Origin of the sequence: Cellulomonas sp. A375-1 (assembly GCF_001040865.1) — a bacterium.
GTDB classification, from domain to species: domain Bacteria; phylum Actinomycetota; class Actinomycetes; order Actinomycetales; family Cellulomonadaceae; genus Cellulomonas; species Cellulomonas gelida.
On the sequence record NZ_LFKW01000022.1, the window covers coordinates 1 to 25,903 of the forward strand.

Genomic DNA, 25,903 nt, shown 5'->3' on the forward strand with positions numbered 1-25,903 from the left:
CATGCTGGTCGTCAACGCGCACGAACGGCGTCCGATTCCCGCGCGCAGTAGCGTGGCTCTCGTCCGTCGACGGTCCGCGTCCGGCTGGGCCGTCCTCGTCCGAAGGGATCGCCGTGCTGCTGCGTCGCCTCGCCCGTCCTGTGTTCGCCACGTGGTTCGCCTCGGAAGGCCTCGACGCGCTGCGTCACCCCGGGTCGCACGTGGTCGCCGCACGCGCCGTTCTCGACCGCGTCGAGGGCGCAGCGCCGAACGCACGCATCGCGCTGACGGACACGCAGCTGACCGGCGCCGTGCGGGCGCACGGCGCGGCGATGCTGCTCGCGGCGACGATGCTCGCGGTCGGGCGCGCTCCGCGCACGGCCGCGCTGGCCCTGGCGGGGCTCACGGCACCCCTGGTGCTGGTCAACCTGCCGGCACGTGGGCCGCGCCCGGTCGACCCCGTCGAGAAGGCGGAGCGCCGCGAGCGGCTCGTCCGGGCGCTCGCGTTCACCGCGGGCGCGGTCCTCGTCGGCGTCGACCACGAGGGACGGCCGGGCCTGCGGTGGCGGCTCGCCGACGCGCACGAGCGCCGCACCGCGGCGCACGCCTCCGACGACTGAGCCGCCGGAGGGCTCCGGTGAGCCGCCCTCACCTCCCGGCGAGGGCGGCTCGTCTCACCGGGTCCTCACTGCGCGCGGGCGGTCAGCACCACCTCGTCGCCGACCGTGACCCGCACGTCGGCGAGCCGGATCCCGGCGGGCAGGGCCGAGACCAGGTCGATGCGGCGGCCGTCGTACCGCTCGACCCGGCTGCGCGCGGCCACCAGGAGGGCGGCGACCACCGGGTTGCGGCTCGACACCTTGACGTCGGTGAGGGTCACACCCAGCGCGTCGTCGACCGTCGCCGTCATGCCCGCCTCGACCGTGGCCGACAGCAGCGACTTCTTGACCTGCGCGTCGACGACCACCGCGACGCCGTTGGCGCCCGCGGGCGACAGCCGCAGGTCGAGCCGCGACAGCTTGAGCCCGTTCGCGGCCGCGAGCTGGGCCGCGACGCGCTCGGCGGCCGCCTCGATCGCCTGCACGGGCACGGCGACACGGGCCGAGCCCGTCACGGGGTGCGCCTCGTCGGGCTCGACCGCCGCGAGCCCGAGGCGCCCGTCCGCGCCCTCGACCCACTCGAACGAGACGCCCGAGACGTCGAGCTGGAGGTCGACCCCGGCGCCGACGACCGTCACGGGGTGCGCCTGGACGGTCAGCGAGCCGATGGTGCCGCGCTCGCGCCGCGCGGCCTCGAAGCCCTCGGCGGCGGTGCGCGCCGCACGCGCCTCGCGCGGCGAGAGCTCCACGCCGGTGAGGTCCACGGCGAGCGACGGGATGTCGGCGCCGGCCTGGGTCGCGGCGACCGAGAGCGCGCCGGCGGACGCGGCGTCCACGCCGCCGTTCGTCAGCAGCGCGGTGCGCAGGCGTGCCGCGAGGTCGTCGTCCGAGGCGGGTCGGGGCAGGGAGCCGAGGGGCAGGATGTCCGGATTCTGCGTGTTCACGGCGTGAGCCTAGACGGTCGCGGGCACCCGCCGTCGCTAGCCTGGGCGACATGACCGCGACTCTCCCCCCGACCGCACACCCGCTGTGGCCCGCACCCACCGCGACCGCGCCGCTCGACACGCGCGTGGAGGTCCCGGGGTCGAAGTCGCTCACCAACCGCTACCTCGTGATCGCGGCGATCGCGGACTCCCCGAGCCGGTTGCGCTCGGCACTGCTGTCGCGCGACACGCGCCTCATGGCGGGCGCGCTCGAGACGCTCGGCGTGGGCGTCGCGCTCGGTCAGGACGTGACGGTCGAGCCCGGTGCGCTGCGTGGGCACGTGACGATCGACTGCGGCCTGGCCGGCACCGTGATGCGGTTCCTGCCCGCCGTCGCGGCGCTCGCCGACGGCCCGGTGCACTTCACGGGCGACCCGGAGGCGCTCGTGCGCCCCATGGGTCCGGTCATCCGCGCGCTGCAAGCCCTCGGCGTCCGGGTCGACGAGGACGGCGTGCCCGGGCACCTGCCGTTCACCGTGCACGGCCACGGCTCGGTGCGCGGCGGCCGGGTCGACGTCGACGCGTCCGGCTCGAGCCAGTTCGTCTCGGGGCTGCTGCTCGCGGCGGCCCGGTTCGAGCAGGGCCTCGTGGTGCGGCACACCGGCCCGACGCTCCCCTCACTGCCGCACATCGAGATGACCGTCGAGACGCTGCGCGCCGCGGGCGTGCAGGTCGACGACTCGCGTCCGGCGATCTGGGAGGTCGCGCCGGGCCGGGTCGCGGGCCGCGACGTGCGCGTCGAGCCCGACCTGTCGAACGCCGCGCCGTTCCTGTGCGCCGCGCTCGTCGCGGGCGGCACCGTCCGCGTGCCGGGGTGGCCGGCGGACACCACGCAGCCCGGCGCGCTCCTGCCGGGCATCCTCGAGCGCATGGGCGCGCGCACCGCGCTCGTCGGCGACGAGCTCGCGGTGACCGGGACCGGCGCCATCCGCGGCGTGGACCTCGACCTGCACGCGGCGGGCGAGATCGCCCCGACGATCGCCGCCCTCGCGGTGCTCGCGGACTCCCCCACGCGACTGCGCGGCATCGCGCACCTGCGCGGCCACGAGACCGACCGCCTCGCCGCTCTCGCGAACGAGATCACGCGCCTGGGCGGTCAGGCCGAGCAGACCGCCGACGGCCTGGTGATCACGCCTCGGCCGCTCACCGGCGGGACGTGGCGCACGTACGCCGACCACCGCATGGCGACCGCGGGCGCGCTGATCGGCCTGCGCGTCCCGGGCGTCGTGGTCGAGGACGTCGCGACGACCGCCAAGACCATCCCCGACTTCGTCGGCCTGTGGGACGGCATGCTGGCGGGCGACGCGCAGCGGTGAGTCCTCGGCGGCAGTACGACGAGTCCGACGTCCGGATCAGGCCCGGGAAGGGGTCACGGCCGCGGACCAAGCAGCGCCCCGACCACGCGGACGCCGAGCGGGCGATGGTCACGGGCGTCGACCGCGGCCGGTACGCGGTCCTCGTCGACCCGGACGGCCCGCACGAGCGCCGCGCGATCGCCATGAAGGCGCGTGAGCTGGGCCGCGAACGGGTCGTGCCGGGCGACCTCGTCGACCTCGTGGGCGACACGTCGGGCGACGAGGGGACGCTGACGCGGATCGTGCGCATCGCCGAGCGCCGGACCGTGCTGCGCCGCACCGCGGACGACACCGACCCGATCGAGCGCGTGATCGTCGCGAACGCCGACCAGCTCGTGATCGTCACCGCGCTCGCCGACCCCGAGCCGCGCACGCGCATGATCGACCGCTGCGTCGCCGCGGCGTACGACGCGGGCATGGACGCGCTGCTCGCGCTCACCAAGGCGGACCTCGCCGACCCCGCGGAGCTCGTGCAGATGTACGCGCCGATCGGCGTGCGCGTGGTCGTGACGCGCACCGAGGGCTCGGGCGACGACCGCACGATCCACGGCCTCGACGAGCTGCACGCCGCGCTCGCCGGCCGCACGTCGGTGCTCGTCGGGCACTCCGGGGTGGGCAAGTCCACGCTCGTCAACGCGCTGGTCCCTGACGCACGCCGCGCGACGGGGGCCGTCAACGTCGTCACCGGACGCGGCCGGCACACTTCGACGTCCGCGATCGCGCTGCGGGTCGACGCGCTCGACGGCGACGCGGGGCCGACGTGGGTCATCGACACTCCCGGCGTCCGGTCGTTCGGGCTGGCCCACGTCGAACCGGACCACCTGCTGCAGGCGTTCGGCGAGCTCGCGCAGGTCGCGGCGGACACGTGCCCGCGCGGCTGCACGCACGCCGCGGACGCGCCCGACTGCGGGCTCGACGAATGGGTCGCCGCGAGCGCGGACGACACCGAGCGCGACGCGCGGGCCGCGCGCGTCGACTCGTTCCGCCGCCTGCTCGCGAGCCGCCTGGGCACCGCCGACGCCGACTCCGCGCCCGCGTCGTGACCGGCGCCGTCGACGCGCCCACTACGGTGAGCGCATGAGCCTGCGGACCGGGTACGACGACGACCTGCGCCTCGCCCACGTGATCGCCGACCAGGTCGACTCGCTGACCATGTCGCGTTTCAAGGCGCAGGACCTCGAGATCGAGACCAAGCCCGACCTGACGCCCGTCTCGGACGCGGACCGTGCGGCCGAGGCGCTGATCCGCTCGCAGCTGTCCCGCACGCGACCGCGGGACGCGGTGCACGGCGAGGAGATGCCCGACACGGGGCACGGTCCGCGGCGCTGGGTGGTCGACCCGATCGACGGGACCAAGAACTTCGTGCGCGGCGTGCCCGTGTGGGCCACGCTCATCGCGCTGCTCGACGGCGACCAGGTCGTGGTCGGGCTCGTCAGCGCCCCCGCCCTGGGCCGTCGCTGGTGGGCCGCACAGGGGTCGGGCGCGTGGACCGGCCGCTCGCTGTCGCAGGCCACGCAGATGCACGTGTCGAAGGTCGACCGGATCGCCGACGCGTCGTTCTCGTACTCGAGCCTGGACGGCTGGGAGGAGCGCGGGCGGCTCCCCCACGTGCTCGACCTGATGCGCACGGTCTGGCGGACGCGCGCGTTCGGCGACTTCTGGTCGTACGTGCTGGTCGCCGAGGGGGCGGTGGACATCGCCGCGGAGCCCGAGCTCGCGCTGCACGACATGGCGGCGCTGGTCCCGATCGTCACCGAGGCCGGTGGGCGGTTCTCGTCGGTGGGCGGCGCGCCCGGCCCGTTCGGCGGGTCCGGTATGGCGACGAACGGCCTGCTGCACGACGAGGTGGTCGCGCGACTCGACCTGGCGGACGACTGAGCGGCGTGGACGACCGGGGCAAGGACTGGCGCAGCGAGCTGCACCTGACGCGCTCGTCGTCCTTCGGCCGCAGCGTCGACGCCTACGCCTCGGCGCGCCCGACGTACCCGGCCGAGGCGGTGGCCTGGCTGGTGCCCGAGCACGCGCGCGACGTCGTCGACCTCGGTGCGGGCACGGGCAAGCTCACCGCGGGCCTCGCGGCCACGGGCGACCTGAGGATCACCGCGGTCGAGCCCGACGACACGATGCGCGCGGCCCTGGCCGCCGCGCTCCCCGAGGTCACCGCGGTCGCGGGCACGGCCGAGGCGACCGGGCTGCCGGACGCGTCGGCGGACCTCGTGACGGTCGGCCAGGCGTGGCACTGGTTCGACCCGCTGCCCGCGACGCGCGAGGTCACGCGCGTCCTGCGCCCGGGCGGACGGCTCGCCGTGGTGTGGAACGTCCTGCTCGAAGGCGAGCTCGACTGGGCCGACGCGTACTTCGAGATCGTGCACCGCGGGGACCCGCTCGACTACTCGCGCACCGAGGACCCCGTGGTGGGCCCCGGGCTGGGGCCGTGGGAGCGCGCGACGTTCGGCTGGCGCCGCACGATCCGGCCCGACGAGCTGCGCCGGCTCGCCTCGAGCCGCAGCCACCTGATCGCGATGTCTCCTCCCGACCGCGACTGCCTGCTCGCCGAGGTCGACGCGCTGTGGCGCACGCATCCCGACCTCGTCGGCCGCTCGTCCGCCGAGCTCCCGTACGTCACGAGGTGCTGGCGCGCCACGCGGGAGCAGGACTGACCGACAACACTGCTTTTCTTGACAGTGACTGTTGTCGGTGCGACGCTGCTCGCATGCTCTCCGTCGCCGTCATCGACGACCCCGCCGTCGCGGAGGTCGCACTCGACCCCACCCGGGCACGCCTGCTCGCCGCGCTCGCCACTCCGGGCTCGGCGACCACGCTCGCGGCCGGGCTCGGTCTGACCCGGCAGCAGGTCAACTACCACCTGCGGACACTCGAGGCCCACGGCCTCGCCACGCTCGTCGACGAGCGCCGCAAGGGCAACATGACCGAGCGCGTGCTGGAGGCCAGCGCCGCGTCCTACGTCATCTCCCCCGGAGCCCTCCCCGCGGTCGCCCCCGACCCCGAGCGGCTCCGCGACCAGCTCTCCGCTCAGTGGATGCTCGCGCTCGGCGCGCGCCTCGTGCACGAGGTGGGAACGCTTCTGACCGGTGCGCAGTCCGCGGGACAGCGCCTGGCCACGTTCGCGGTGGACGGCACGGTGCGGTTCGCGTCCGCCGCCGACCGCGCCGCGTTCGCCGACGAGCTCGGCACCGCCCTGACGGACCTGATGGCCCGCTACGACTCCCCCGACGCCACCGGTGGCCGCGATCACCGGCTCGTCGTCGCGCTGCACCCCGTGCTCAAGCCCACCGACACCGCCGTCCCGCAGGACGACACCGCCCTCACCGCCACGAAGGAGTCCTGACATGCGCGAGTTCGAGATCGCCCAGGAGGCCACCACCGACGCGAGCCAGGCCGAGACCTGGGCCGCGATCACCACGGGGAGCGCCGGCTGGCTGTGGCCGCAGCCCGAGCTCACCGCCGACGCGGCCGGCGCGGCAGGCGCCGGCGGCGCGATCGTCGAGTGGGACCCGCCGCACCGCTGGGTCGGCTACGAGACCGGCGAGAACGGCTGGTACAACCGGCTCGAGGCGCAGGTGACCGCGCGCGAGGACGGCGGCTCGACCCTGCGGTGGGTGCACAGCGGGATGTTCGTCGACAGCTGGGACGACCAGTACGACGGCGTCACGCAGCACACCGCGTTCTACCTGCACACGCTGCAGGAGTACCTCGCGCACTTCCGCGGACGCGACGCGGTGTGGACGCACGTCGAGGCGCCCGTCGGCGGCCCGGGCGGCGCACCCGACGCGCTCGACGTCCTGCGCGTCACGCTCGGCGTCCCCACCGACGCCGTGGTGGGCGACGAGGTCACCGTCACGCTGCCGGGCGGCCCGACGAGCGCCGTCGTGGACTACGTGCACCCGCACTTCCTCGGGCTGCGGACCGAGGACGCGCTCGTGCGCGTGTTCGGCCGGAACGCGTTCGGGCACGTCGTCGGCGTCGCGGTGCACGACTTCGCCGACGCACCCTCGTCGTCCGACGAGACCGCGGCCGCCTGGACGGACCTGCTCACCCGGACCTACGGCGGCTGAACGCGCGCTGGCGAGCCCGTCGGTCAGTCGAGCCCGAGCACGCCCGGCAGCTCGTCGAGCGAGCGGATCACGTGGACGCCCGTCACGGTCGACTCGTCGACCGGGCGGCGACGCGCGCCGGGCCGGTCGAGCCAGACGCCCACGAGGCCGGCGTCGCGCGCCGCGAGCGCGTCGACGTCCGCCTCGTCGCCGACGTACGCGGTGCGCGCCGGGTCGGTCCCGAGCCGGCGGCACGCCTCGAGGAACACGCGGGGGTCCGGCTTGCCGACGCCCAGCGTGTCGACGCCCACGAGCATGGGCACGCGCTCCAGGAGCCCGGCCTTCTCGAGCTTGGCGGTCTGCAGCGGCGTCCCCGCATTCGACAGCGCACCGACCGCGAGCCCCGCGCCGAGCAGCCGCTCGAGCACGGGATCGGTCTCGTGGTGCGCCGCCCAGGAGGCGCGGAAGCCCTCGTCGAACACCGCGTTCCAGGCCGTGAACGCGTCCTCGTCCAGCGGTGGGCCGCCGAACGCCGCGTGCAGGTCGTTCGCGCGCAGCATCTTCTGGTGCAGGTAGGTGTCCTGCCCAGACGTGTACCGGTGGTAGCGCGCGTGCGGGTCGGCGCGCCACATCGCGACGACCTCGCGCAGCCGGGCGGCGGCCTCGTCGTCGGGCAGCGCCGGGAGGTAGGCCGCGACGACACCCGCCAGAGCGGCCGCGAACGCCGTGCGCGTGTCGACGATCGTGTCGTCGATGTCGAACAGGACGCCGTCGACCAGCAGGCCGCGCGTGCTCGTCGTCGTGCTGCTGGTGGGCGTCACAGCGACGCGCGCAGCGCGGCGATCCGCGCCAGGGTGGACGCCTTGCCCAGCAGCTCGAACGACTCGAACAGCGGCGGGGACACCCGGCGGCCCGAGACGGCCACGCGCAGCGGCGTGTACGCGAAGCGTGCCTTGATCCCCAGGCCACCCTCGTCGACGAGCGCAGCCTGCAGCGCCGCCTGCGTGGCCTCGGGCGTGAAGCCGTCCTCGGGCACGTCGCCGAGCACCTGGGCGGCCACGTCGAGCACCTGCGGGGCCTCGGGACGCAGCGCGGCCCGCGCGTCGTCCTCGACGTGCAGCTCGTCGTCGGAGCGGAACAGGAAGCCGAGCATCCCGACGGCCTCGCCCAGCAGCGTCATGCGCTCCTGCACGAGCGGCGCGGCCCGGGTGAGCAGGTCGCGCTGCTCGGGCGACAGGTCCGCGAACGAGTCGGCCGGCACGAGGCCCGCGTGGTGCAGGTACGGGACCAGCCGGTCGCGGAAGTCCTGCGGCGCGAGCATGCGCACGTGCGCGCCGTTGATCGCCTCGGCCTTCTTGAGGTCGAACCGCGCGGGGTTCGGGTTGACGTCGTGCACGTCGAACGCCGCGACGAGCTCGTCGACCGTGAAGATGTCGCGGTCCGCCGACAGGCCCCAGCCCAGCAGCGACAGGTAGTTGAGCAGGCCCTCGGGCGTGAAGCCGTTCTCGCGGTGCAGGAACAGGTTCGACTCGGGGTCGCGCTTCGAGAGCTTCTTGTTGCCGTCGCCCATGACGTACGGCAGGTGCCCGAACTGGGGCATGACCGTGGCGACGCCCAGGTCGAGCAGCGCGCGGTACAGCGCGACCTGACGCGGGGTCGAGGACAGCAGGTCCTCGCCGCGCAGCACGTGCGTGATGCCCATGAGCGCGTCGTCGACCGGGTTGACCAGCGTGTACAGCGGGTGACCGTTGGCGCGCACGATGACGAAGTCCGGCACCGAGCCCGCCTTGAACGTCACGTCGCCGCGCACGAGGTCCGTGAACGTGATGTCCTCGTCGGGCATCCGGACGCGGATGACCGGCTCGCGACCCTGCTCGCGGTAGGCCAGCTTCTGGTCGTCCGTCAGGTCGCGGTCGTAGCCGTCGTAGCCCAGCTTCGGGTCGCGGCCCGCGGCGCGGTGCCGGGCCTCGATCTCCTCGGGCGTGGACCACGACTCGTACGCGTAGCCGCCGTCGAGCAGGCGCGCGACGACGTCGCGGTACAGGTCGTAGCGCTGCGACTGCCGGTACGGCGCGTGCGGGCCGCCGACCTCGACGCCCTCGTCCCAGTCCAGCCCGAGCCAGCGCAGCGCGTCGAGGAGCATCTGGTAGCTCTCCTCGGAGTCGCGCGCGGCGTCCGTGTCCTCGATGCGGAAGACGAACGTGCCGCCCACGTGGCGCGCGTACGCCCAGTTGAACAACGCCGTGCGGACCATGCCGACGTGCGGCAGACCGGTCGGGGACGGGCAGAAGCGGACGCGCACGGCGGAGCCGTCGACAACAGGGTTGGTCACGCCCCCAGGTTAGTCGGGCGCGATCAGTGGCGGCGCAGCACGGGGTTGCGCAGCGTGCCGATCTCCTCGACCTCGCACTCCACGACGTCCCGCTCCACGATCGTCCCCACGCCGGCGGGCGTGCCGGTGAGGATGACGTCGCCCGGCAGGAGCGTGAAGACCTCGCTGATGTAGGAGACGAGGAACGCGGCGTCGAACACCATCAGGGACGTGCGGCTGTCCTGGCGGGTCTCGCCGTTGACGCGCGAGCGGACCGCCAGGTCGTCGACCTCGAGGCCGGGGACGATCCACGGCCCGATCGGGCACGAGCCGTCGAAGCCCTTCGCGCGGGCCCACTGCGAGTCCGAGCGCTGGATGTCGCGCGCGGTCACGTCGTTGGCGACCGTGAACCCGAACACGTGGTCGAGCGCGCGGTCGGGCGTGACGTCCTTGGTGACCTTGCCGATGACGATCGCGAGCTCGGCCTCGTAGGAGACCTCGTCGGACCAGTCGGGCAGGACGATCGGGTCGTCGGGGCCGATGATCGCGGTGTTCGGCTTGAGGAACAGCATCGGCTGGGCGGGGACCTCGTTGCCCATCTCCGTGGCGTGGTCGGCGTAGTTGCGGCCGACACCCACGATCTTCGAGCGCGGGATCACGGGGGCGAGCAGGCGGACCGCGTCGTCGTCGAGCCGGACCCGCTCACCCGTGGGCTGCACGGGCGTGTAGATCGGGTCACCCGTGATGACGACCAGCTCCTCGGAGCCGGGCTCGCCCTCGATCAGGGCGAAACGGGGATCGGAACCAGTGGTGAACCTCGCGATGCGCACCCGCTCAGCCTACGGGCGAGACGCGACCGCGCCTCACGCGGGTGATTCACGCCTGGCGCGTCAGGCCCGAGCGAGCACCTCGCCGTGCAGCACGGCGAACCAGCCCTCGGGCTGACGGCCCCACTCGTGCCACGCGTCGGCGAGCTGCTCGAGGCCGACCTCGTCGGCCAGCCCGTGCTCGATGGCCTGCTTGGCGAAGTTCGACGCGACGCACCGGTCCGCCCACAGGCCCGACCACCACGTGCGGTCCTCGGGCGTCGCGTAGCACCACACGCCCGCGCTCGGCGCGATGCCCTCGGGGTCGAAGCCCGCGTCGCGCACCCAGCTGAGCAGGCGTCGGCCCGCGTCGGCCTCGGAGCCGTTCGCGTGCGTGACCTCGTGGTAGAGCGCCGACCACTCGTCGAGCCCTGCCGAGGCCGGGAACCACGTCATGCCGGAGTAGTCGGAGTCGCGCACGGCGACGGTGCCGCCGGGACGCGTGACGCGGCGCATCTCGCGCAGCGCGGCGACCGGGTCGGTGAGGTGCTGGAGCACCTGGTGCGCGTGGACGACGTCGAACGCGTCGTCGTCGAACGGCAGGTGGTAGGCGTCCGCCACCTCGAACGTCACGGTGAGCGCACCCGCCTCGGCCGCAGCCTTGCGCGCGATCTCGACGACCGCCGACGACGCGTCGATCCCGACGACCGCGCCCGGCGCGACGCGCTGCGCGAGGTCGATCGTGAGGTTGCCGGGGCCGCAGCCGACGTCGAGCAGCCGCGCGCCGGGCTCGAGCGTGGACAGCAGGTAGGCCGCGGAGTTCTCCGCGGTGCGCCACCGGTGGGAGCGCAGCACGGACTCGTGGTGTCCGTGCACGTACACGTCGTTGCTGGTGCTCACACGTGACAATAGGCGCGGCACCCCGGGCATGATCAAGGCACGGGACACACCGGCCCATCATGCGAGACGACGGGTCGGTCGTGGGCCGGTCCGACTCCGCCCGACCGTCGCGGCCGTACCGTCGGGGCGTGGAGCGGCTCACGGGGATCGACGTCGCGCGCGGGCTCGCCGTGCTCGGCATGGTCACCGCGCACGTCGGCCCCGACGACCCCGGACGCACCTCTCCCGCCGACCGCCTCCTCGAGCTCGCCGACGGACGCTCGTCGGCCCTGTTCGTCGTGCTCGCCGGGCTCTCGCTCGCGCTCATGTCCGGCGGGCGCGTGCCGCTCGGCGGCCGCGACCTGCGCCGGGCCCGCGTCCGCGTGGCCGCACGCGCGGTCGTCGTGCTGCTCGTCGGCCTGGTGCTCGAGTCCCTGGACACCCCGATCCTCGTGATCCTGCCGACCTACGCGGTGCTGTTCCTCGCCGGGTGCGTCGTGCTGCGGTGGTCGACGCGCGCGCTCGTGGTCGCAGCGGTGGCGTTCGCGGTGGTCGGACCGCCGGCGCGCGAGGCGATCGGGCTCGCGGCACCCGGGACCGTCGTCGACGGCTTCGGTGACGAGCTCGCCGCGCTGGTCGTCGGGCCGCACTACCCCGCGCTCGTGTGGATCGCTTACCTGCTCGCCGGGCTCGCGCTCGGCCGGCAGGACCTCGCGTCCGGTGCGGTGCAGCGACGCACGGCTCTCGTGGGCACCGCGCTCACCGTCGGCGGGTACGGCGCGGGCCACCTCGTGAGCCTGCTGCTCGGCGACGACGCGGCACTCGCCTCGACACGTCCGCACTCGTCGACGACGTTCGAGGTCGTCGGCAACACGGGCGTCGCGCTGCTCGTCGTGGCGGCGTGCCTGGCGGTGGCGGTCCGTGCGCCACGCGCGCTCGCGCCCGTCGCGGCCGTCGGCGCGCTCGCCTTCACCGCCTACACCGTGCAGATCGTCGTCGTCGCTGCGGTCGGGCCCGAGATCGTGTGGCAGCCGCTGCTCACGTCGTGGCTCGCGTTCGTGGCCGGGACGGTCCTGGCGTGCTGGGCGTGGCGCACGTGGCTCGGCCGCGGGCCGCTCGAACGCCTGCTGCACGGCGTCTCGACCGCCGTCGCCGAGCGCGTGGTCCCCCGCGAACCCGCCGACGCGGGCACGCGCTGAGGCTCAGACGAGCGCGACGACCGCGGCGATCACCGCGAACAGCGGGATGGTCCCCTGGTTCGCCGCGGCCCGCAGCATCCGGCGGTCCGACGACACGAGCACGAGTGCCGCCGCGAGCATCGACCCGCACGCGAGCAGCACCAGCGCCAGCCCGACCGTGCGCGTGTCCTCGCCGAGCGCGAGCAGCGCGCCGACCGCCGCGCCGATCGCGAGGAAGAGGTTGTAGAAGCCCTGGTTGAACGCCCACGGGGCGACCGCGTCCACGTCCTGCGGCTGGGTCGCGAACCGGGCGTGCACGTCCGGGCGCCGGAAGAGCACCGCCTCGAGCACGAAGATCACGACGTGCAGCGCGGCGGCGAGCAGGGCGAGAACAGCGGCGACGACGACCATGACGCCAGCATGACAGCGCGGCACACCCGGCGTCGCGCCCACGCTCGTCGTCCTGGCACTCGTGCTGGCACTCGGCCTACCGCTCGTCGTGCTGCCCTCGTCCTGCGGGCCGTCACGTCGTCGCGTGCGCACGGCACCGCGCGCGCTCCGTACCCTGGAACGGTGACCGCCCACGCCCAGGAAGCACCCGCTCGCGGGTCCGTCGTGCTCACGCATGACGCCTGGGAGGCCGCTGCCCGCGCGCACGCCGAGCGCGCGGACGAGTTCACCGCGGGTCACCGCGAGCGCCGTGCGCGCGGCGAGCGGCACGCGATCGAGGACTTCCTGTTCGAGTACTACCCGACGAAGCCGTCGATCCTGCGCCGGTGGCACCCGGGTCCCGGGGTGGTGCTCGCCACCGGACCCGACGGCCCCGCGCCCCACGCGCAGTGGCGCTGGTACACCACGGACGACGACGGCAGCGTCCGGCTCGACGTCGCGGCGTTCCTCGCCGAGCGCGCCGGCACCGTCGGCTACGTCGTCGGCCTGCTGGGCGCGACCGCGGCACGACCGGCCGCCACGGGCTGCTTCGGGCTGCACGAGTGGGCGATGGTCTACCGCGAGGACGAGCACCGCCACCCGTTGCCGCTGCGACTCGGCGGCGCGGGCACCGACGCCGTGGTCGAGGCGCACCGGATCCGCTGCACGCACGTCGACGCGTTCCGCTTCTTCACACCCGAGGCCGGCCCGCTCAACACGCTCCAGCCGACCCGTGAGACCCAACCCGCGCTCGAGCAGCCCGGCTGCCTGCACGCGAACATGGACCTCTACAAGTGGGCGCTCAAGCTCGGCCCGCTGGTACCGGGTGACCTGCTCCTCGACTGCTTCGCGCTCGCCCGCGAGATCCGCACGACCGACATGCAGGCGTCGCCCTACGACGTGTCCGCGTACGGTCTGGAGCCCGTCACGATCGAGACGTCCGACGGCAAGACGGAGTACGTGCGGCGACAGCGGGACTTCGCGGCCCGCTCGAACGGTCTGCGCGCGCGGCTGCTCGACGCGTGCTCCCGGGTGTCCACGGGCGCGTGAACCTGGTCAGCCGCGGGAGGGCTCGTGGGCGGCGCCTCGGTCCTGGGTGATGCGGCGCGCGTCGTCGGGGCCGAGGACGAAGCGGATGGTGCGGGTCACGACCTGCCCGCCGGCCAGGGCGGCACGCGTGCGCACCGGGCCGCCTGACCGCAGGTCCAGCTCCTCGACCGCCCACCGCGGCAGCGTCGCAACCGCCGCGCGGCTGAGCAGGGCGTAGCCGGCCCGCATGGCGGGCGGCACGGGCGGCTCGTGCAGCAGGAAGTGCGCGGTGTCGCGCGCCTGGTCGCCGGCCGCGAGCACCGGTCGGAACGCGTCGAGCGCCACGGCGAGGTCGGCCACGGTCTCGGGCAGGTCGCCGGCCCCGAGCGCACGACCGACCACCGCGGCGTCGCGCACGTAGGCGTCGGCGCCCGCGGGGTCGAGCGGTCGTCGGCCGAAGCGCTGGTGGGCGCGCAGGAACGAGTCGACCTCGGCGACGTGGACCCAGCGCAGGAGGTCCGGGTCGTCGGCGCGGTACGGCTGACCGTCGGGAGTGCGGCCCCGGACGCGCGCGTGCACCGCGCGCACGCGGTCCACGGCCGCCTGCGCGTCGTCGGCGGTGCCGAACGCCGTGACGGCCAGGAACGTGCTGGTCCGCGCGAGCCGACCCCACGGGTCGCCGCGGTACCCGGAGTGGCCCGCGACGCCCGCCATCGCGGCGGGGTGCAGCGACTGCAGGAGCAGCGCGCGCAGGCCGCCGACGAACATCGAGGCGTCGCCGTGCACGCGCCGGATCGCGGCGTCCGGCGCGAACCAGCGGGGGCCGGGCGTGCCGTGGATGCGCTCGCGGCTCTCGAGACCGTCGGGACCGGCCACGCGCAGGAACAGCGCGGTGCCGACGCGACGTCGCCAGGGTTCCAGGATCACGGTCCCATCCTGCGGCGTCACGACGACTCTCGCTCACCCGACGCGTGAGCACGCCGGTTGCGGACCCAGGCCTTAGGGACCACTCGACCGGGTCGGTCGCGGGCTTCAATGAGGTCGGCAACGTCGCCACAGCGTGGCGCTAGCACACCCGGAGCACGCCATGTCACAGGTCTTCGAGTTCCTCGCGCAGCAGCCCGTCCTGCTGCTCTTCGTCGTCATCGGTCTCGGGTCGGCGATCGGCCACTTCAAGGTACGAGGCGTCGGCCTGGGCGCAGCGGCCGTGCTGCTGCTCTCGATCGGGCTGTCCGCCTGGGGCGCGTCGTACGGGGCGGACCTGGAGATCCCCGAGGCCACGGGGACGCTCGGGCTGGCGCTGTTCACGTTCTGCGTCGGGCTCGTGTCGGGGGCGACGTTCTTCTCCTCGCTGCGGCGCAGCTTCGGGCCGATCCTCGCGGTCGCGGGGGTGCTGGTCGCCAGCGCGGCCGTGGCGGTCGCGACGGGCAGCCTGCTCGGGCTGGAGAAGGCCGTGGTCGCCGGCTCGTGGGCGGGGGCCGTGACCAACACGCCCGCGCTCGCCGCCGCGCGCGACGCCGCCGGTGACGCCACGGGTCCGACGATCGGCTACGCCGTGACGTACCTGTTCGGCGTCGTCGGCATGCTCGTGGCGGTGTCCGCCGCGCTGCGGCACCGCGAGCAGGACGCGGACGCCCCGCCGACGCTCACGAGCCGGACGGTGCGCGTCGAGGTCGACGGCCGGCCGCGCATCGAGGACCTCGAGGAGCAGCACGGCGACCGCATCAAGTTCTCCCGCGTGCGCCACGGCGAGACCTCACCGATCCAGCCGGCGGACGCCACCGACCTCCTGCTGCTCGACGACCTGGTGACCGTCGTCGGGCCCACCGAGGACATCGACGCCGTCACGCGCGAGCTCGGCCACGCGTCCTCGCACCGCCTCGAGGCGGACCGGGTGTACCTCGACGTGCGGCGCATCACCGTCTCGTCCGAGCGCGTGGCGGGCCGCACGGTCGCCGAGATCGACCTCGTCCACCGCTTCGGTGCGACGGTCTCACGCGTCCGGCGCGGCGACATCGACATGGTGGCCACCGACGACTTCCAGCTGCAGCTCGGCGACCGCGTCCGCGTGATCGCGCCGCGCGAGCGCATGTCCGAGGTCTCGTCGTGGTTCGGCGACTCCTCGCGCGGCATGTCCGACATCGTGCCGGTCGTGCTCGGCATCGGGATGTCGATCGGGATCCTGCTCGGCGCGATCGAGCTGCCCGTCTCGGGCGGCGTGTTCAAGATCGGGTCGGCCTTCGGCACCCTGCTCGTCGGCCTGGTGCTCGGCCGGATCGGCCGCATCGGCCCGGTCGTGACCGTGATGCCGTACACCGCGGCGCAGGCCATGGCCGAGCTGGGCCTGCTGATCTTCCTCGCGCAGGCAGGCTCCCGGGCCGGGGCGCAGATCGGGGCGGCGTTCACCTCGGGCGACTGGTTGCGGATCCTCGTGCTCGGCGTCGTCGTCACGACCTTCGTCTCGGCGGGCCTGTACCTCGTCATGCGGCGGCTGTTCAAGATCGGCGGCACGCGGCTGTCCGGGATCATGGGCGGCGCACAGACACAGCCTGCGGTCCTGGCGTTCGCGAACGCACGGACCCGCTACGACGCCCGGGTGGCGCTCGGGTACGCCCTCGTCTACCCCGCGGCGATGATCACCAAGATCATCGTGGGTCGCGTCCTGGGCGGCCTGTGAGCCTCAGGCCGCACGACGGCGATCGCGTCGTCGGCCACGGCTGAGGGTCATCGGCCCGGGACGTCCGCCGGGGCGGGCGCAGCGACCAGCCTGCGCAGGGCGGCCAGGACTGCGGTCGAGGTGACGGTCCCGACGAGGGCCCCGTCGTGGTGCACCGCCACCGCGGTGACGCCGTCGCTCGCCAGCGTGTCGAGGACCTCGCCGAGCTCGTCGCCGACGTGGACCACCGGTGCGTCCGGGGCTGCCGTGCCGTGCGCGTCGACGTCGTCGGGCGACAGACGGCCGAGGGCCAGCAGGCGCGCGACACGACCGCGGCCGACGAGATCGGCCACCGCCGGCGTCGCGGGGTGGGCGACGATCTCGAGCGGTGCCGCGAGCTGCTCGACGTGGCCGCCGAGGCTCATCACCGCGACCCGGTCGGCCATCCGCACCGCCTCGTCGATGTCGTGCGTCACGAGCATGACCGTGGTGCCGAGCTCACGCTGGATGCGCGCGAACTCGTCCTGCAGCCGGCGGCGGCCCACGGGGTCCACCGCACCGAACGGCTCGTCCATGAGAAGGACCGGCGGGTCGGTCGCCAGCGCGCGGGCCACGCCGACGCGCTGACGCTCGCCGCCCGACAGGGCGTGGGGGTAGCGCCGCGCGTAGCGGTCCGGCGCGAGCCCGACGAGCTCGAGCAGCTCGGCGACGCGCGCGCGGGTGCGCGTGCGGTCCCACCCGAGCAGGCGCGGCACGGTCGCGACGTTCTGGGCGACCGTGCGGTGCGGGAAGAGCCCGACGTTCTGGATGACGTACCCGATGCGGCGCCGCAGCTCGACCACGTCGAGCGTCGCGACGTCACGCCCCTCGACGAGCACGCGTCCGGCGGTGGGCTCGACGAGCCGGTTGACCATGCGCAGCGTGGTGGACTTGCCGCACCCCGACGGACCCACGAGCACCAGCACCTCGCCCGTGCGCACGTCGAGGGTCAGGTCGTCGACCGCGGCCGGCGCGTCGCGGCGGGACGACGAGCCCGCGGCATACGTCTTGGCGGCGTGCTCGAACCGGATCGCCCACTCGTCGTCCACGCCAGGGACCGTAACGGCGCGCACCGACATCCGCGAGCCCCCGCCCCGGCCCCGGCCGGCGCCCGGCCTCGTTCCCGCACCTGTGGGCACCTGTTGCCCGGCCGGTCGACCGCTCGTCGGGCGGGTGTCGGAGCCTCGGTCTACGTTCGCTGCCATGTCCACGACCAGTGCGCCCGCCAACCCGTGGCTGTCGTGGGACTACGTCGAGCGCAACTGGGCCGACATCGAGCGCGCCCTCGTGCAGCACGTGTCGCTCACGGTGCAGGCGGTCCTGCTCGCGCTCGTCGTCGCCCTGCCGCTCGCAGGGGTCGCGCACCTGCGGCCGCGGCTCGCGGGCCCCGTCGTCGGGACCGCCGGGGTGCTCTACACGGTGCCCTCGCTGGCGCTGTTCGCGCTGCTCGCGCCGTACACGGGCATCGGGCGGACGACCGTGCTCATCGGCCTGGTGCTGTACGCGCTCCTCGTGCTCGTGCGCAACGTCCTCGTGGGTCTCGCCGGCGTCGACCCGGCCGTGACCGACGCGGCACGCGGGCTGGGGTACGGGCGCGTGCGCATGCTGCTGCAGGTCGAGCTGCCCCAGGCGCTGCCGAGCATCGTCGCGGGCGTGCGGGTCGCCACGGTCACGACGGTCGCGCTCGTGACGGTCGGGGTGGTCGTGGGCTACGGCGGGCTCGGCCAGCTCATGTTCCGCGGCTTCCGCAGCGACTATCACGCCGAGATCATGACGGCGACGGTGCTGTGCGTGCTGCTCGCGCTGGTCGCGGACCTGCTCGTCGTGCTCGTCGGGCGGCTGCTGACGCCGTGGCGCGCCGCGCGCGACGGTCAGGCGGTCGCGGTATGAGCCCGCGCACCGGAGAGCCACGCGCCGGGAGGCTCTCGTGGACCTGCTGACCGAGGCCTTCGCGTGGCTCAACGACCCGCTCAACTGGACGGGCCGCAACGGCGTGCTCGCGCTCACCGCCGAGCACCTGCGGGTCACGGTGCTGGCCGTGCTGCTCGCGGCACTCGTGGCGCTGCCCGCGGGCGTCGCGCTGGGGCACGCGCGTCGCGGCGGCACGCTCGGGGTCGTCGTCGCGAACACGACCCGCGCTCTGCCCACGCTCGCGCTGCTCACGCTGTTCGCCTCGGCGGGCCTGTTCGGCAGCACGGCGACCGTGCTCGCGTGCGCGGTGTTCGCGGTCCCGCCGCTCCTGACGAACACGGTCACCGGGCTCGCGGGCGTCGACCGCGACGTGCTCGACGCGGCACGGGGGCTCGGGATGGGCGGCTCGCGCCGGCTGTGGCTCGTCGAGCTCCCGCTCGCCGTGCCGCTCGTCGCGGCAGGGGTCCGCACGGCCGTGGTGCAGGTGCTCGCGACGGTCCCGCTCGCGGCGCTCGTGGGCGGCCGCAGTCTCGGGTCGGTGGTCGTCTCGGGCTTCGCGACGCAGCGCTACGGGCAGGTGCTCGCGGGCGGTCTGCTCGTCGCGGCGCTGTGCCTGCTCGCCGAGGGTGCGCTGGCCCTCGCCCAGCGTGCCGTGACGCCACGCGGCGTGCGCGAGTCGACGCGTCGCGCCACCGCGCAGCGACCACGCCGCGGTCTCACGGCCGCCGATCCCGTGCCCGCGGTTGCCGCCGCGGACGGCCCCCGCTCGAATGGGACTGCGCGATGACCGCACGACGCTCGCCGCCGTTCGCTGGCGAGTCCCCTCCCGAGCCCGTTCCCAAGTCCGCTCCCGAGTCCGCACTGCCTGTCCCGATCACCGGCCGCCTTGGAGTCACCGTGTTCTCGAACCGCAAGAGCCTCGCCGTGCTGTCCCTCGCCGCGTCCCTGCTCGCGCTCGGCGCGTGCGGAGACCCGGGCTCGGGCGGCGGCGTCGCGGATCCCACCAGCCAGGGCGCGGCCACGGGCGCGGCGTGCGAACCGGTCCCCGGTGACCAGCTCGTCGTGCTCAAGGACGACAAGACCCTGCAGAACGCCGACAACGTCATCCCCGCGGTCAGCGCGTCGGTCGCCGAGGCGAACCCGGGCGTCGTCCCGCTGCTCGACGCCGTCTCCGACGCGCTCGACACCGACCGCCTCATCGCGCTCAACAAGGCCGTCGACATCGACCGCCAGACCTCGAGCGAGGTCGCCGCGCAGTTCGTGAAGGACGAGGGCCTGGCCGCGACCGAGCAGTCGGGCGCGGGGACCTCGCTCGCGATCGGCGCCGCGAACTTCTCCGAGAGCAGCACGCTCGCCAACATCTACGCCGAGGTGCTGCGCAGCGCCGGGTACGACGCGCAGGTCCGGGAGATCGGTGCACGCGAGACGTACCTGCCGGCGCTCGAGTCCGGCGAGCTCGCGGTGGTCCCCGAGTACGCGGCGACGCTCGCCGAGTTCCTCAACTCGACGGTCAACGGCCCGGACGCCGCGCCCGTCGCGTCGGGTGACGTCGACGCGACGGTGGCGGCGCTCGAACCCCTCGCGCAGGAGCGTGGGCTGGTGGTCGGCAAGGCGTCGGCCGCGCAGGACCAGAACGCGTTCGCCGTGACCCAGGAATTCGCCGACGAGCACGGCGTGACGACGCTGTCCGAGCTCGCAGAGGCGTGCGCGGGGGGCCTGTCGCTCGCCGGGCCCGCGGAGTGCCCCGAGCGGCCGTTCTGCCAGCCGGGGCTCGAGGAGAAGTACGGCCTGGTGTTCACCGACTTCACGGCGTACGACTTCGCACTCATCGGCGAGGCGGTGCGCAAGGGCGAGGCCGCGATCGGGCTCGTGCTGTCGAGCGACGGCTCGCTCGGCTGACGGCACACCGCGCCCCGGGGCGCGGGACAGACGTCGGGGCCGCCGGTCAGTGGCCGGTGGCCCCGACGGTCACAGGCCGGCGACCTCGCCGAACCGCAGCCACACCTCGCTCAGGGTCGGGTAGGACGGCACCGCGTGCCACAGCCGCGCGAGCGGCAGCTCGCCGACCACCGCGATCGTGGCCGCGTGCAGCATCTCGGCCGCGTCCGGCCCGACGAACGTCGCGCCGACCACGACGTCGTCGCGCGCAGCGTCGAGCACGAGCTGCGCGCGCCCCGAGTAGTCCGGTGAGAGGACGCTGGCTCCCGCGACGTCGGCGAGCTCGTACGAGACGACGCGCACGTCGAGCCCGGCCTCGCGTGCGGCCCGCTCGGTGAGCCCCACCCACGCGACCTCGGGCTGGGTGAACACGACCTGCGGCACGGCGGCGTGGTCGGCGCTCGCCCGGTACCTGCTCCACGGCCTGGCGGCGGCCTCCGCGGTGCGCGCAGCCTCGTCGGACCCGAACCGTGCCGCGACCACGTCGCCGGCGACGCGCGCGTCGTACTTGCCCTGGTGCGTCGTGCCGGTCCGTCCGGTCACGTCGCCGACGGCGAACAGCCACGGCAGGCCCGCGACCGCGAGCGCGTCGTCGACGTCGAGCGGCGCACCCGGCTCGAGGCCGAGGGTCTCGAGCCCCAGGTCTCGTGTCCGGGGGTGGCGCCCGGTCGCGACGAGCAGCTCGTCGGCGGTGACGACCTCGTCGTCGAGGGTGACGTGCACCCCGGCGCCGTCGCGGTGCACCCGGCGCGTCTGCGCCCCGAGGAGCACCCGCACGCCGCGGGCGCGCAGCGACTCGAGGACGGCCTCGCCCGCGAACGGCTCCGCCCCGGCGAGCAGCCCGTCGCCGCGCACCACGAGGGTCACCGCGCTGCCCAGGCTCGCGAACGCGTCGGCCAGCTCGCACCCCACGACTCCCCCGCCGAGCACCGCGAGCCGCGCGGGCACGTGCTGCGCGGACGTCGCGTCTCGACTCGTCCAGGGGCGGGCGTCGGCCAGCCCCTCGACGGTCGGGATCGTCGGCTGGGAGCCCGTCGCGACGATCACGGCATGTCGCGCCCGCACCTCGACGGCGCCGTCGTCCGACTCCACGACGAGCGCACGCGGACCGGTGAACCGCGCGTGCCCGCGCAGCAGCGTGATCCCGACGCTCGCGACCCAGTCCGCCTGCGACGCGTCGTCCCAGTGGTGCGTGATCTCGTCGCGCCGCGCGAGCACGGCGGCGACGTCGAGGTCGCCAGGGTCGGCGACGCCGGGCGTGCGGCGCGCGGCGTCACGGACGGCGCCCGGGCGCAGCAGCACCTTGGACGGCATGCAGGCCCAGTAGGAGCACTCGCCGCCCACGAGGGCACCCTCGACGAGCGCGACCTCGAGGCCGGTCCGCGCGGCCCGGTCCGCGGCGTTCTCGCCGACGGCACCACCGCCGAGCACGACCACGTCGAACGTCCGCTGCGCCTGCGTCATGGGTGCTCCCGTGTCCCCGCCGGCCCCGGTCGACCGGTCCCCCGACATGGTCGCGCGTCCAGCCACGGGCCGCACGGGGGCCGGGCGACGGCACGGGGTCAGGGGAGGCGCAGGGCCGCGCCGAGCAGGCGACGGAACGACGAACGGGCGCCGTGGATCAGGGCCGCCCGTAGCGGTCGACGAAGGCCGCGAGGATGCGCGGGGGCGCCCACACGTCGCTGGACGCGAGGCGCGCCAGGATCTGCTCCTGCTCGCCCGGCTGGTAGTACCCGTAGCCCCCGTAGACCTTCACGCGCGCGCTGATCCCGGCGACGTCGAGCTCGGGATGGAACTGCGTGGCGTAGAGGTTCGAGCCCACGCGGAACATCTGCACCGGGCACGTCGGCGAGCTCGCGAGGAGCGTCGCGGTCGCCGGCAGGACGCGGCAGGCCTCCTTGTGCCCGACGAACGCGTCGAACGCGTCGGGGACCTCGGCGAGCAGCGGGTCCGCGCGTCCGGCGGCCGTGAGCGTCACGCGCACCGCGCCGATGGGCTCGGCGTAGGTCCGGTCGATCACGCCGCCCTGGTGCGAGCCGAGCGTGCCGACCCCGTAGCACGCGCCGAGGAACGGGAAGTCGCGCGGCACGAGCCGGTCGAGCAGCGCGGACATCTCGCGCTCGACCCGCTGCTGGACGTCGGACTTGCGGTCGGCCGGGGTGCTCGCGTCGAACGGGCTGCCACCGACGATCACGCCGCTCAGCTCGTCGAGGTCCAGCTCAGGCATCGGACCCGCCTCGAGGCGGACGCGGACCAGGTCGCGCTCCGTGAGCCCGCCGTACCGCAGCACCTGCGCGTACTCGTCGTCCGCGGCGCCGTCCTCGGCGCGCGACGCCAGCAGCACGAAGGGCCTCATGGCTCGACGCTATCCCCGGCACGCGCGTCCGTCCGGGTGACCGTGCGCGGATCGCTCCACGCGCGACCGCCGGGCGTGCGAGGCTGCCCGGTCGGAGCCTCCCCGTCTCCGACGTGAGGGGGTCATCGATGCCACGTCCGTCCCGTACGGCGCTCGCGTTCGTCGTCGCGCTCGGACTCGTCGCCGGCGGCTTCGGCGGCGGCTGGTTCGCGGCACGCGCGACGCGCTCCCCGGACCCGTTGGCGTGGGCCACGCTCACCCTGCCGTCGTCCGGCGTCGAGCTCCCGCAGCGGTTCGACGGCTCCGCCGACCCGTGCCCCGACTACGCGATCTCGAGCCCCGCGACGAGCCCGGGCACCACCGCGGACGCGCGCGGCTTCGTCTGGGCACACGGATCGATGCACGTCTTGTGCCAGGGCGCGACGTCCGTCTTCGGGGGTGCCGACGCCCTGGCCGACGCCCGCGTCGACCAGGGGCCAGACGCCGACAAGCCGCTCACGCAGCAACCTGTGCGGGTGCAGGGACCGTTCGGCACCGCGGTGCGCCTCGACACAGCCCTGGGTGAGGACCAGGTGCTGAGCGAGTGGTTCGTCGAGCGCGACGGGACGGTGCTGGCCATCGGCTACCTGCACGACCCGGCGGCGGCCGACTGGCCCACCGTGGACGCCGTGCTCGGTTCGTTCGCATGGCGGTGAGCGAGGAGCACGGCAGCGCATGACCCTGCGGATGGGAGGATCAGGCGGTGCCCACGCTCGCCGACCGGATCCCCACCGACCCGCACGACCCCGACGCGCTCTACGAGGCGTTCACCGGGTGGGCGGCCGAGCAGGGGCTGACGCTGTACCCGCACCAGGAGGAGTCGCTCCTCGAGCTGGTCACGGGCAGCCACGTGATCCTGTCGACGCCCACGGGCTCGGGCAAGTCGCTGGTGGCGACCGCCGCGCACTTCGTCGCGCTCGCCCAGGGGCGCAGGACCTTCTACACCGCGCCGCTCAAGGCGCTCGTGAGCGAGAAGTTCTTCGCGCTCGTCGCCGCGTTCGGCTCGGAGAACGTCGGGATGATGACGGGCGACTCGGCCGTGAACCCGGGCGCCCCGATCATCTGCTGCACCGCCGAGATCCTCGCGAACCTCGCGCTGCGCGACGGCGCGGACGCGGACGCGAGCCAGGTCGTCATGGACGAGTTCCACTTCTACTCCGACCCGCAGCGCGGCTGGGCGTGGCAGGTCCCCCTGCTGGAGCTGCCGCGCACGCAGTTCGTGCTCATGTCCGCGACGCTCGGCGACGTCACGTTCTTCGCCGACGACCTGCGGCGCCGCACGGGCGGTGACGTCGCGGTCATCACGAACGCCGAACGACCCGTGCCGCTGACGTTCTCCTACGTGGTCGAGCCGCTGCACGAGGTGCTCGACGAGCTCGTCCGCACCCGTCGCGCGCCCGTGTACGTCGTGCACTTCACGCAGAAGGAGGCGGTCGAGCGCGCGCAGTCGCTGCTGTCGGCGCACCTGACGAGCCGCGAGCAGCGCGACGCGATCGCGGCCGAGCTCGGGGCGTTCCGGTTCGGCCCGGGCTTCGGCAAGACGCTGTCGCGGCTGCTGCGGCACGGCGTCGGGGTGCACCACGCGGGGATGCTGCCCAAGTACCGCCGCGTGGTCGAGCGGCTCACGCAGCGCGGCCTGCTGCCCGTCGTCTGCGGCACGGACACGCTCGGCGTCGGCATCAACGTCCCGATCCGGACCGTGGTGCTCACGAGCCTGGTGAAGTACGACGGCCAGCGGATGCGGCACCTGTCGGCGCGCGAGTTCCACCAGATCGCGGGGCGTGCGGGACGCGCGGGCTTCGACACGGTCGGCGAGGTCGTCGTCATGGCGCCCGAGCACGTCATCGAGAACCGCAAGGCGCTCGAGCGGGCGGGCGACGACCCGCGCAAGCTCAAGAAGATCGTCCGCAAGCAGGCGCCGACCGGGCACGTCAACTGGACCGACAAGACGTTCGAGCGCCTGCGCGACGCCCCGCCCGAGCCGCTGACCAGCAGCTTCTCGGTCACGCACGCGATGGTGCTGCACGTGCTGGCCCGCGGCGCGAAGGGTGAGGACCCGGTGGTCGCCATGACGCGCCTGCTCACCGACAACCACGAGCCCGCCTCCGCGCGCGGACGCCACGTGCGCCAGGCGGTCGCGGTCTACCGCTCGCTGCGCGCGGCCGGCGTGATCGAGCGGGTCACGGTCGACGACGCGGACGCGCCGCGTGGTCGTCGTCGGACCGTGCGCCTCACGCACGACCTGCCGCCGAACTTCGCGCTCAACCAGGCGCTGTCGCCGTTCGCGTACGCGGCCCTCGAGCTGCTCGACCAGGCGGACCCCGGGTACGCGCACGACGTGGTCTCGGTGCTCGAGGCCACGCTCGACGACCCCCGCCAGGTGCTCGCCGCGCAGGAGAACAAGGCCCGCGGCGAGGCCGTCGCCGCGATGAAGGCCGACGGCCTCGAGTACGACGAGCGCATGGCGCTGCTCGAGCACGTCACCTACCCGCGCCCGCTGGCCGAGCTGCTCGCCGCGGCGTTCGCGACCTACCGCACGACGAACCCGTGGGTCGCCGACCTCGAGCTCTCCCCCAAGTCCGTGGTCCGCGAGATGCACGAGCGCGCCGCGACGTTCGCCGAGTACGTGAGCCTGTACAACCTGGACCGCACCGAGGGCGTGCTGCTGCGCTACCTCGCGGACGCGTACCGCGCGCTGCGCCAGACCGTCCCGGAGGATGCCCGCACCGAGGAGCTGTGGGAGCTCATCGAGTGGCTGGGCGATCTGGTGCGCCGCACGGACTCGAGCCTGCTCGACGAGTGGGAGCGCCTCGCGAACCCGCTCGACGAGCACGGCGCCGACGCGCCCGGCGGCCTCGACGAGGACACTCCCGAACCGATCACCGACAACCCGCGCGTGTTCCGCGCGCTCGTGCGCGGTGCGCTGTTCCGCCGCGTCGAGCTCGCGGCGCGCGAGCAGTACGGCGCGCTGGCGGCGCTCGGCGACCGCGACGAGGACGACGAGCCCTGGACCACCGACCGCTGGTCCGCCGCGCTCGACCCGTTCTACGACGACCACGACGAGATCCTCACGGGCGCCCCCGCGCGGGGACCCGCGCTGTTCCAGGTCACGACGAGCGCGACGACCTGGCGCGTGCGCCAGCTCCTGGACGACCCCGAGGGCGACCACGACTGGCGCATCGACGCACTGGTCGACCTGGCGGCGTCCGACGAGGCCGGCGAGGTGGTCCTGCGCGTCCTCGCGGTCGGCGCGCTCTGACCTCGGCGCCGGGCCCGCCGGTCCCCGTCGAAGGGTAGGCACACCTGCATCACTGCAGGTCAGGCCAGCCTTTCCAATGATGACAGACCGTCAGGACGTGCC

Annotated in this window: 25 protein-coding genes; 15 read left to right on the top strand and 10 right to left on the bottom strand. The window is 74.4% G+C overall.

What is annotated here, in order from left to right:
* Positions 1–113 precede the first annotated feature (113 nt).
* Positions 114–599 (top strand): DoxX family membrane protein, encoded by a 486-nt coding sequence (locus CWIS_RS02440; RefSeq protein ID WP_048341652.1) that lies wholly within the window; start codon positions 114–116, stop codon positions 597–599.
* A gap of 65 nt (positions 600–664) precedes the next feature.
* Here the strand turns inward: CWIS_RS02440 and CWIS_RS02445 are convergent, their stop codons facing one another.
* Complete coding sequence (locus tag CWIS_RS02445; RefSeq protein ID WP_048341653.1) at positions 665–1,522, bottom strand: hypothetical protein; 858 nt, start codon at positions 1,520–1,522, stop codon at positions 665–667.
* A gap of 50 nt (positions 1,523–1,572) precedes the next feature.
* Here CWIS_RS02445 and aroA point away from each other — a divergent pair, with 50 nt between their 5' ends.
* The 6 genes from aroA to CWIS_RS02475 are packed head-to-tail and all read left to right on the top strand — an operon-like array spanning position 1,573 to position 6,992.
* Positions 1,573–2,877 (top strand): 3-phosphoshikimate 1-carboxyvinyltransferase, encoded by a 1,305-nt coding sequence (aroA, locus tag CWIS_RS02450; protein WP_048341654.1) that lies wholly within the window; start codon positions 1,573–1,575, stop codon positions 2,875–2,877.
* Positions 2,874–3,959, top strand: coding sequence for a ribosome small subunit-dependent GTPase A (gene rsgA / locus CWIS_RS02455; protein WP_048341655.1), 1,086 nt, complete (start codon positions 2,874–2,876; stop codon positions 3,957–3,959). The genes aroA and rsgA overlap by 4 nt, the downstream gene beginning before the upstream one ends.
* 34 nt (positions 3,960–3,993) lie before the next feature.
* The gene (locus CWIS_RS02460; protein WP_048341656.1) at positions 3,994–4,794 is read left to right on the top strand and encodes an inositol monophosphatase family protein; all 801 of its coding nucleotides are present in this window, start codon (positions 3,994–3,996) and stop codon (positions 4,792–4,794) included.
* A 5-nt stretch (positions 4,795–4,799) separates the two neighbouring features.
* Positions 4,800–5,576: a class I SAM-dependent methyltransferase gene (locus CWIS_RS02465; RefSeq protein ID WP_082156158.1), complete on the top strand. Its 777-nt coding sequence runs from the start codon at positions 4,800–4,802 to the stop codon at positions 5,574–5,576.
* 53 nt (positions 5,577–5,629) lie between these two features.
* Positions 5,630–6,265 (top strand): helix-turn-helix domain-containing protein, encoded by a 636-nt coding sequence (locus CWIS_RS02470; protein WP_048341657.1) that lies wholly within the window; start codon positions 5,630–5,632, stop codon positions 6,263–6,265.
* Between the two features lies 1 nt (position 6,266).
* Entirely contained in the window at positions 6,267–6,992 is a 726-nt protein-coding gene (locus CWIS_RS02475; RefSeq protein ID WP_048341658.1) for a hypothetical protein, read from the top strand.
* A 23-nt stretch (positions 6,993–7,015) separates the two neighbouring features.
* Here CWIS_RS02475 and CWIS_RS02480 read toward each other — a convergent pair whose 3' ends face one another.
* Genes CWIS_RS02480 through CWIS_RS02495 form a run of 4 tightly spaced genes read right to left on the bottom strand, consistent with a single transcriptional unit; the run spans position 7,016 to position 10,988 of the window.
* Positions 7,016–7,792: an HAD family hydrolase gene (locus tag CWIS_RS02480; RefSeq protein ID WP_048341659.1), complete on the bottom strand. Its 777-nt coding sequence runs from the start codon at positions 7,790–7,792 to the stop codon at positions 7,016–7,018.
* Complete coding sequence (gltX, locus tag CWIS_RS02485; protein ID WP_048341660.1) at positions 7,789–9,303, bottom strand: glutamate--tRNA ligase; 1,515 nt, start codon at positions 9,301–9,303, stop codon at positions 7,789–7,791. The genes CWIS_RS02480 and gltX overlap by 4 nt, the downstream gene beginning before the upstream one ends.
* A gap of 23 nt (positions 9,304–9,326) precedes the next feature.
* On the bottom strand, positions 9,327–10,112 hold the full coding sequence (locus CWIS_RS02490) for a fumarylacetoacetate hydrolase family protein (RefSeq protein WP_048341661.1): 786 nt from the start codon (positions 10,110–10,112) through the stop codon (positions 9,327–9,329).
* Positions 10,113–10,172: 60 nt separating this feature from the next.
* Positions 10,173–10,988: a methyltransferase domain-containing protein gene (locus tag CWIS_RS02495; RefSeq protein WP_141368578.1), complete on the bottom strand. Its 816-nt coding sequence runs from the start codon at positions 10,986–10,988 to the stop codon at positions 10,173–10,175.
* A 128-nt stretch (positions 10,989–11,116) separates the two neighbouring features.
* Here CWIS_RS02495 and CWIS_RS02500 point away from each other — a divergent pair, with 128 nt between their 5' ends.
* Entirely contained in the window at positions 11,117–12,166 is a 1,050-nt protein-coding gene (locus CWIS_RS02500; protein WP_048341681.1) for a heparan-alpha-glucosaminide N-acetyltransferase domain-containing protein, read from the top strand.
* Between the two features lie 3 nt (positions 12,167–12,169).
* Here CWIS_RS02500 and CWIS_RS02505 read toward each other — a convergent pair whose 3' ends face one another.
* Entirely contained in the window at positions 12,170–12,556 is a 387-nt protein-coding gene (locus tag CWIS_RS02505; protein ID WP_048341663.1) for a DUF1304 domain-containing protein, read from the bottom strand.
* Between the two features lie 162 nt (positions 12,557–12,718).
* Here CWIS_RS02505 and CWIS_RS02510 point away from each other — a divergent pair, with 162 nt between their 5' ends.
* The gene (locus CWIS_RS02510; protein ID WP_369796453.1) at positions 12,719–13,624 is read left to right on the top strand and encodes a 3-methyladenine DNA glycosylase; all 906 of its coding nucleotides are present in this window, start codon (positions 12,719–12,721) and stop codon (positions 13,622–13,624) included.
* A gap of 6 nt (positions 13,625–13,630) precedes the next feature.
* On the opposite strand, the gene CWIS_RS02515 is transcribed toward CWIS_RS02510, so the two are convergent.
* The gene (locus tag CWIS_RS02515; RefSeq protein ID WP_048341665.1) at positions 13,631–14,530 is read right to left on the bottom strand and encodes an oxygenase MpaB family protein; all 900 of its coding nucleotides are present in this window, start codon (positions 14,528–14,530) and stop codon (positions 13,631–13,633) included.
* A gap of 160 nt (positions 14,531–14,690) precedes the next feature.
* Here CWIS_RS02515 and CWIS_RS02520 point away from each other — a divergent pair, with 160 nt between their 5' ends.
* A complete protein-coding gene (locus CWIS_RS02520) occupies positions 14,691–16,280 on the top strand; it encodes an aspartate:alanine exchanger family transporter (protein WP_048341666.1) in 1,590 nt (529 codons plus the stop codon).
* Positions 16,281–16,327: 47 nt separating this feature from the next.
* Here CWIS_RS02520 and CWIS_RS02525 read toward each other — a convergent pair whose 3' ends face one another.
* The gene (locus tag CWIS_RS02525) at positions 16,328–17,377 is read right to left on the bottom strand and encodes an ABC transporter ATP-binding protein (protein WP_053071506.1); all 1,050 of its coding nucleotides are present in this window, start codon (positions 17,375–17,377) and stop codon (positions 16,328–16,330) included.
* 124 nt (positions 17,378–17,501) lie between these two features.
* Here CWIS_RS02525 and CWIS_RS02530 point away from each other — a divergent pair, with 124 nt between their 5' ends.
* The 3 genes from CWIS_RS02530 to CWIS_RS02540 all read left to right on the top strand — a co-directional run bounded on the left by CWIS_RS02530 (position 17,502) and on the right by CWIS_RS02540 (position 20,108).
* Positions 17,502–18,188 carry an ABC transporter permease subunit gene (locus CWIS_RS02530; protein ID WP_048341667.1) on the top strand — a complete coding sequence of 229 codons (687 nt, stop codon included), beginning with the start codon at positions 17,502–17,504 and terminating at the stop codon, positions 18,186–18,188.
* 37 nt (positions 18,189–18,225) lie between these two features.
* A complete protein-coding gene (locus tag CWIS_RS02535; protein ID WP_048341668.1) occupies positions 18,226–18,996 on the top strand; it encodes an ABC transporter permease in 771 nt (256 codons plus the stop codon).
* Positions 18,997–19,106: 110 nt separating this feature from the next.
* Positions 19,107–20,108 (top strand): glycine betaine ABC transporter substrate-binding protein, encoded by a 1,002-nt coding sequence (locus CWIS_RS02540; RefSeq protein WP_231583638.1) that lies wholly within the window; start codon positions 19,107–19,109, stop codon positions 20,106–20,108.
* Positions 20,109–20,177: 69 nt separating this feature from the next.
* Here CWIS_RS02540 and CWIS_RS02545 read toward each other — a convergent pair whose 3' ends face one another.
* Positions 20,178–21,611 (bottom strand): NAD(P)/FAD-dependent oxidoreductase, encoded by a 1,434-nt coding sequence (locus CWIS_RS02545; RefSeq protein ID WP_048341669.1) that lies wholly within the window; start codon positions 21,609–21,611, stop codon positions 20,178–20,180.
* A 157-nt stretch (positions 21,612–21,768) separates the two neighbouring features.
* Complete coding sequence (locus CWIS_RS02550) at positions 21,769–22,503, bottom strand: glutamine amidotransferase (RefSeq protein WP_048341670.1); 735 nt, start codon at positions 22,501–22,503, stop codon at positions 21,769–21,771.
* Positions 22,504–22,631: 128 nt separating this feature from the next.
* On the opposite strand from CWIS_RS02550, the gene CWIS_RS02555 reads away from it, so the two are divergent.
* On the top strand, positions 22,632–23,198 hold the full coding sequence (locus CWIS_RS02555) for a hypothetical protein (protein ID WP_048341671.1): 567 nt from the start codon (positions 22,632–22,634) through the stop codon (positions 23,196–23,198).
* Between the two features lie 47 nt (positions 23,199–23,245).
* Positions 23,246–25,801 (top strand): RNA helicase, encoded by a 2,556-nt coding sequence (locus tag CWIS_RS02560; protein ID WP_048341672.1) that lies wholly within the window; start codon positions 23,246–23,248, stop codon positions 25,799–25,801.
* Positions 25,802–25,903 lie beyond the last annotated feature (102 nt).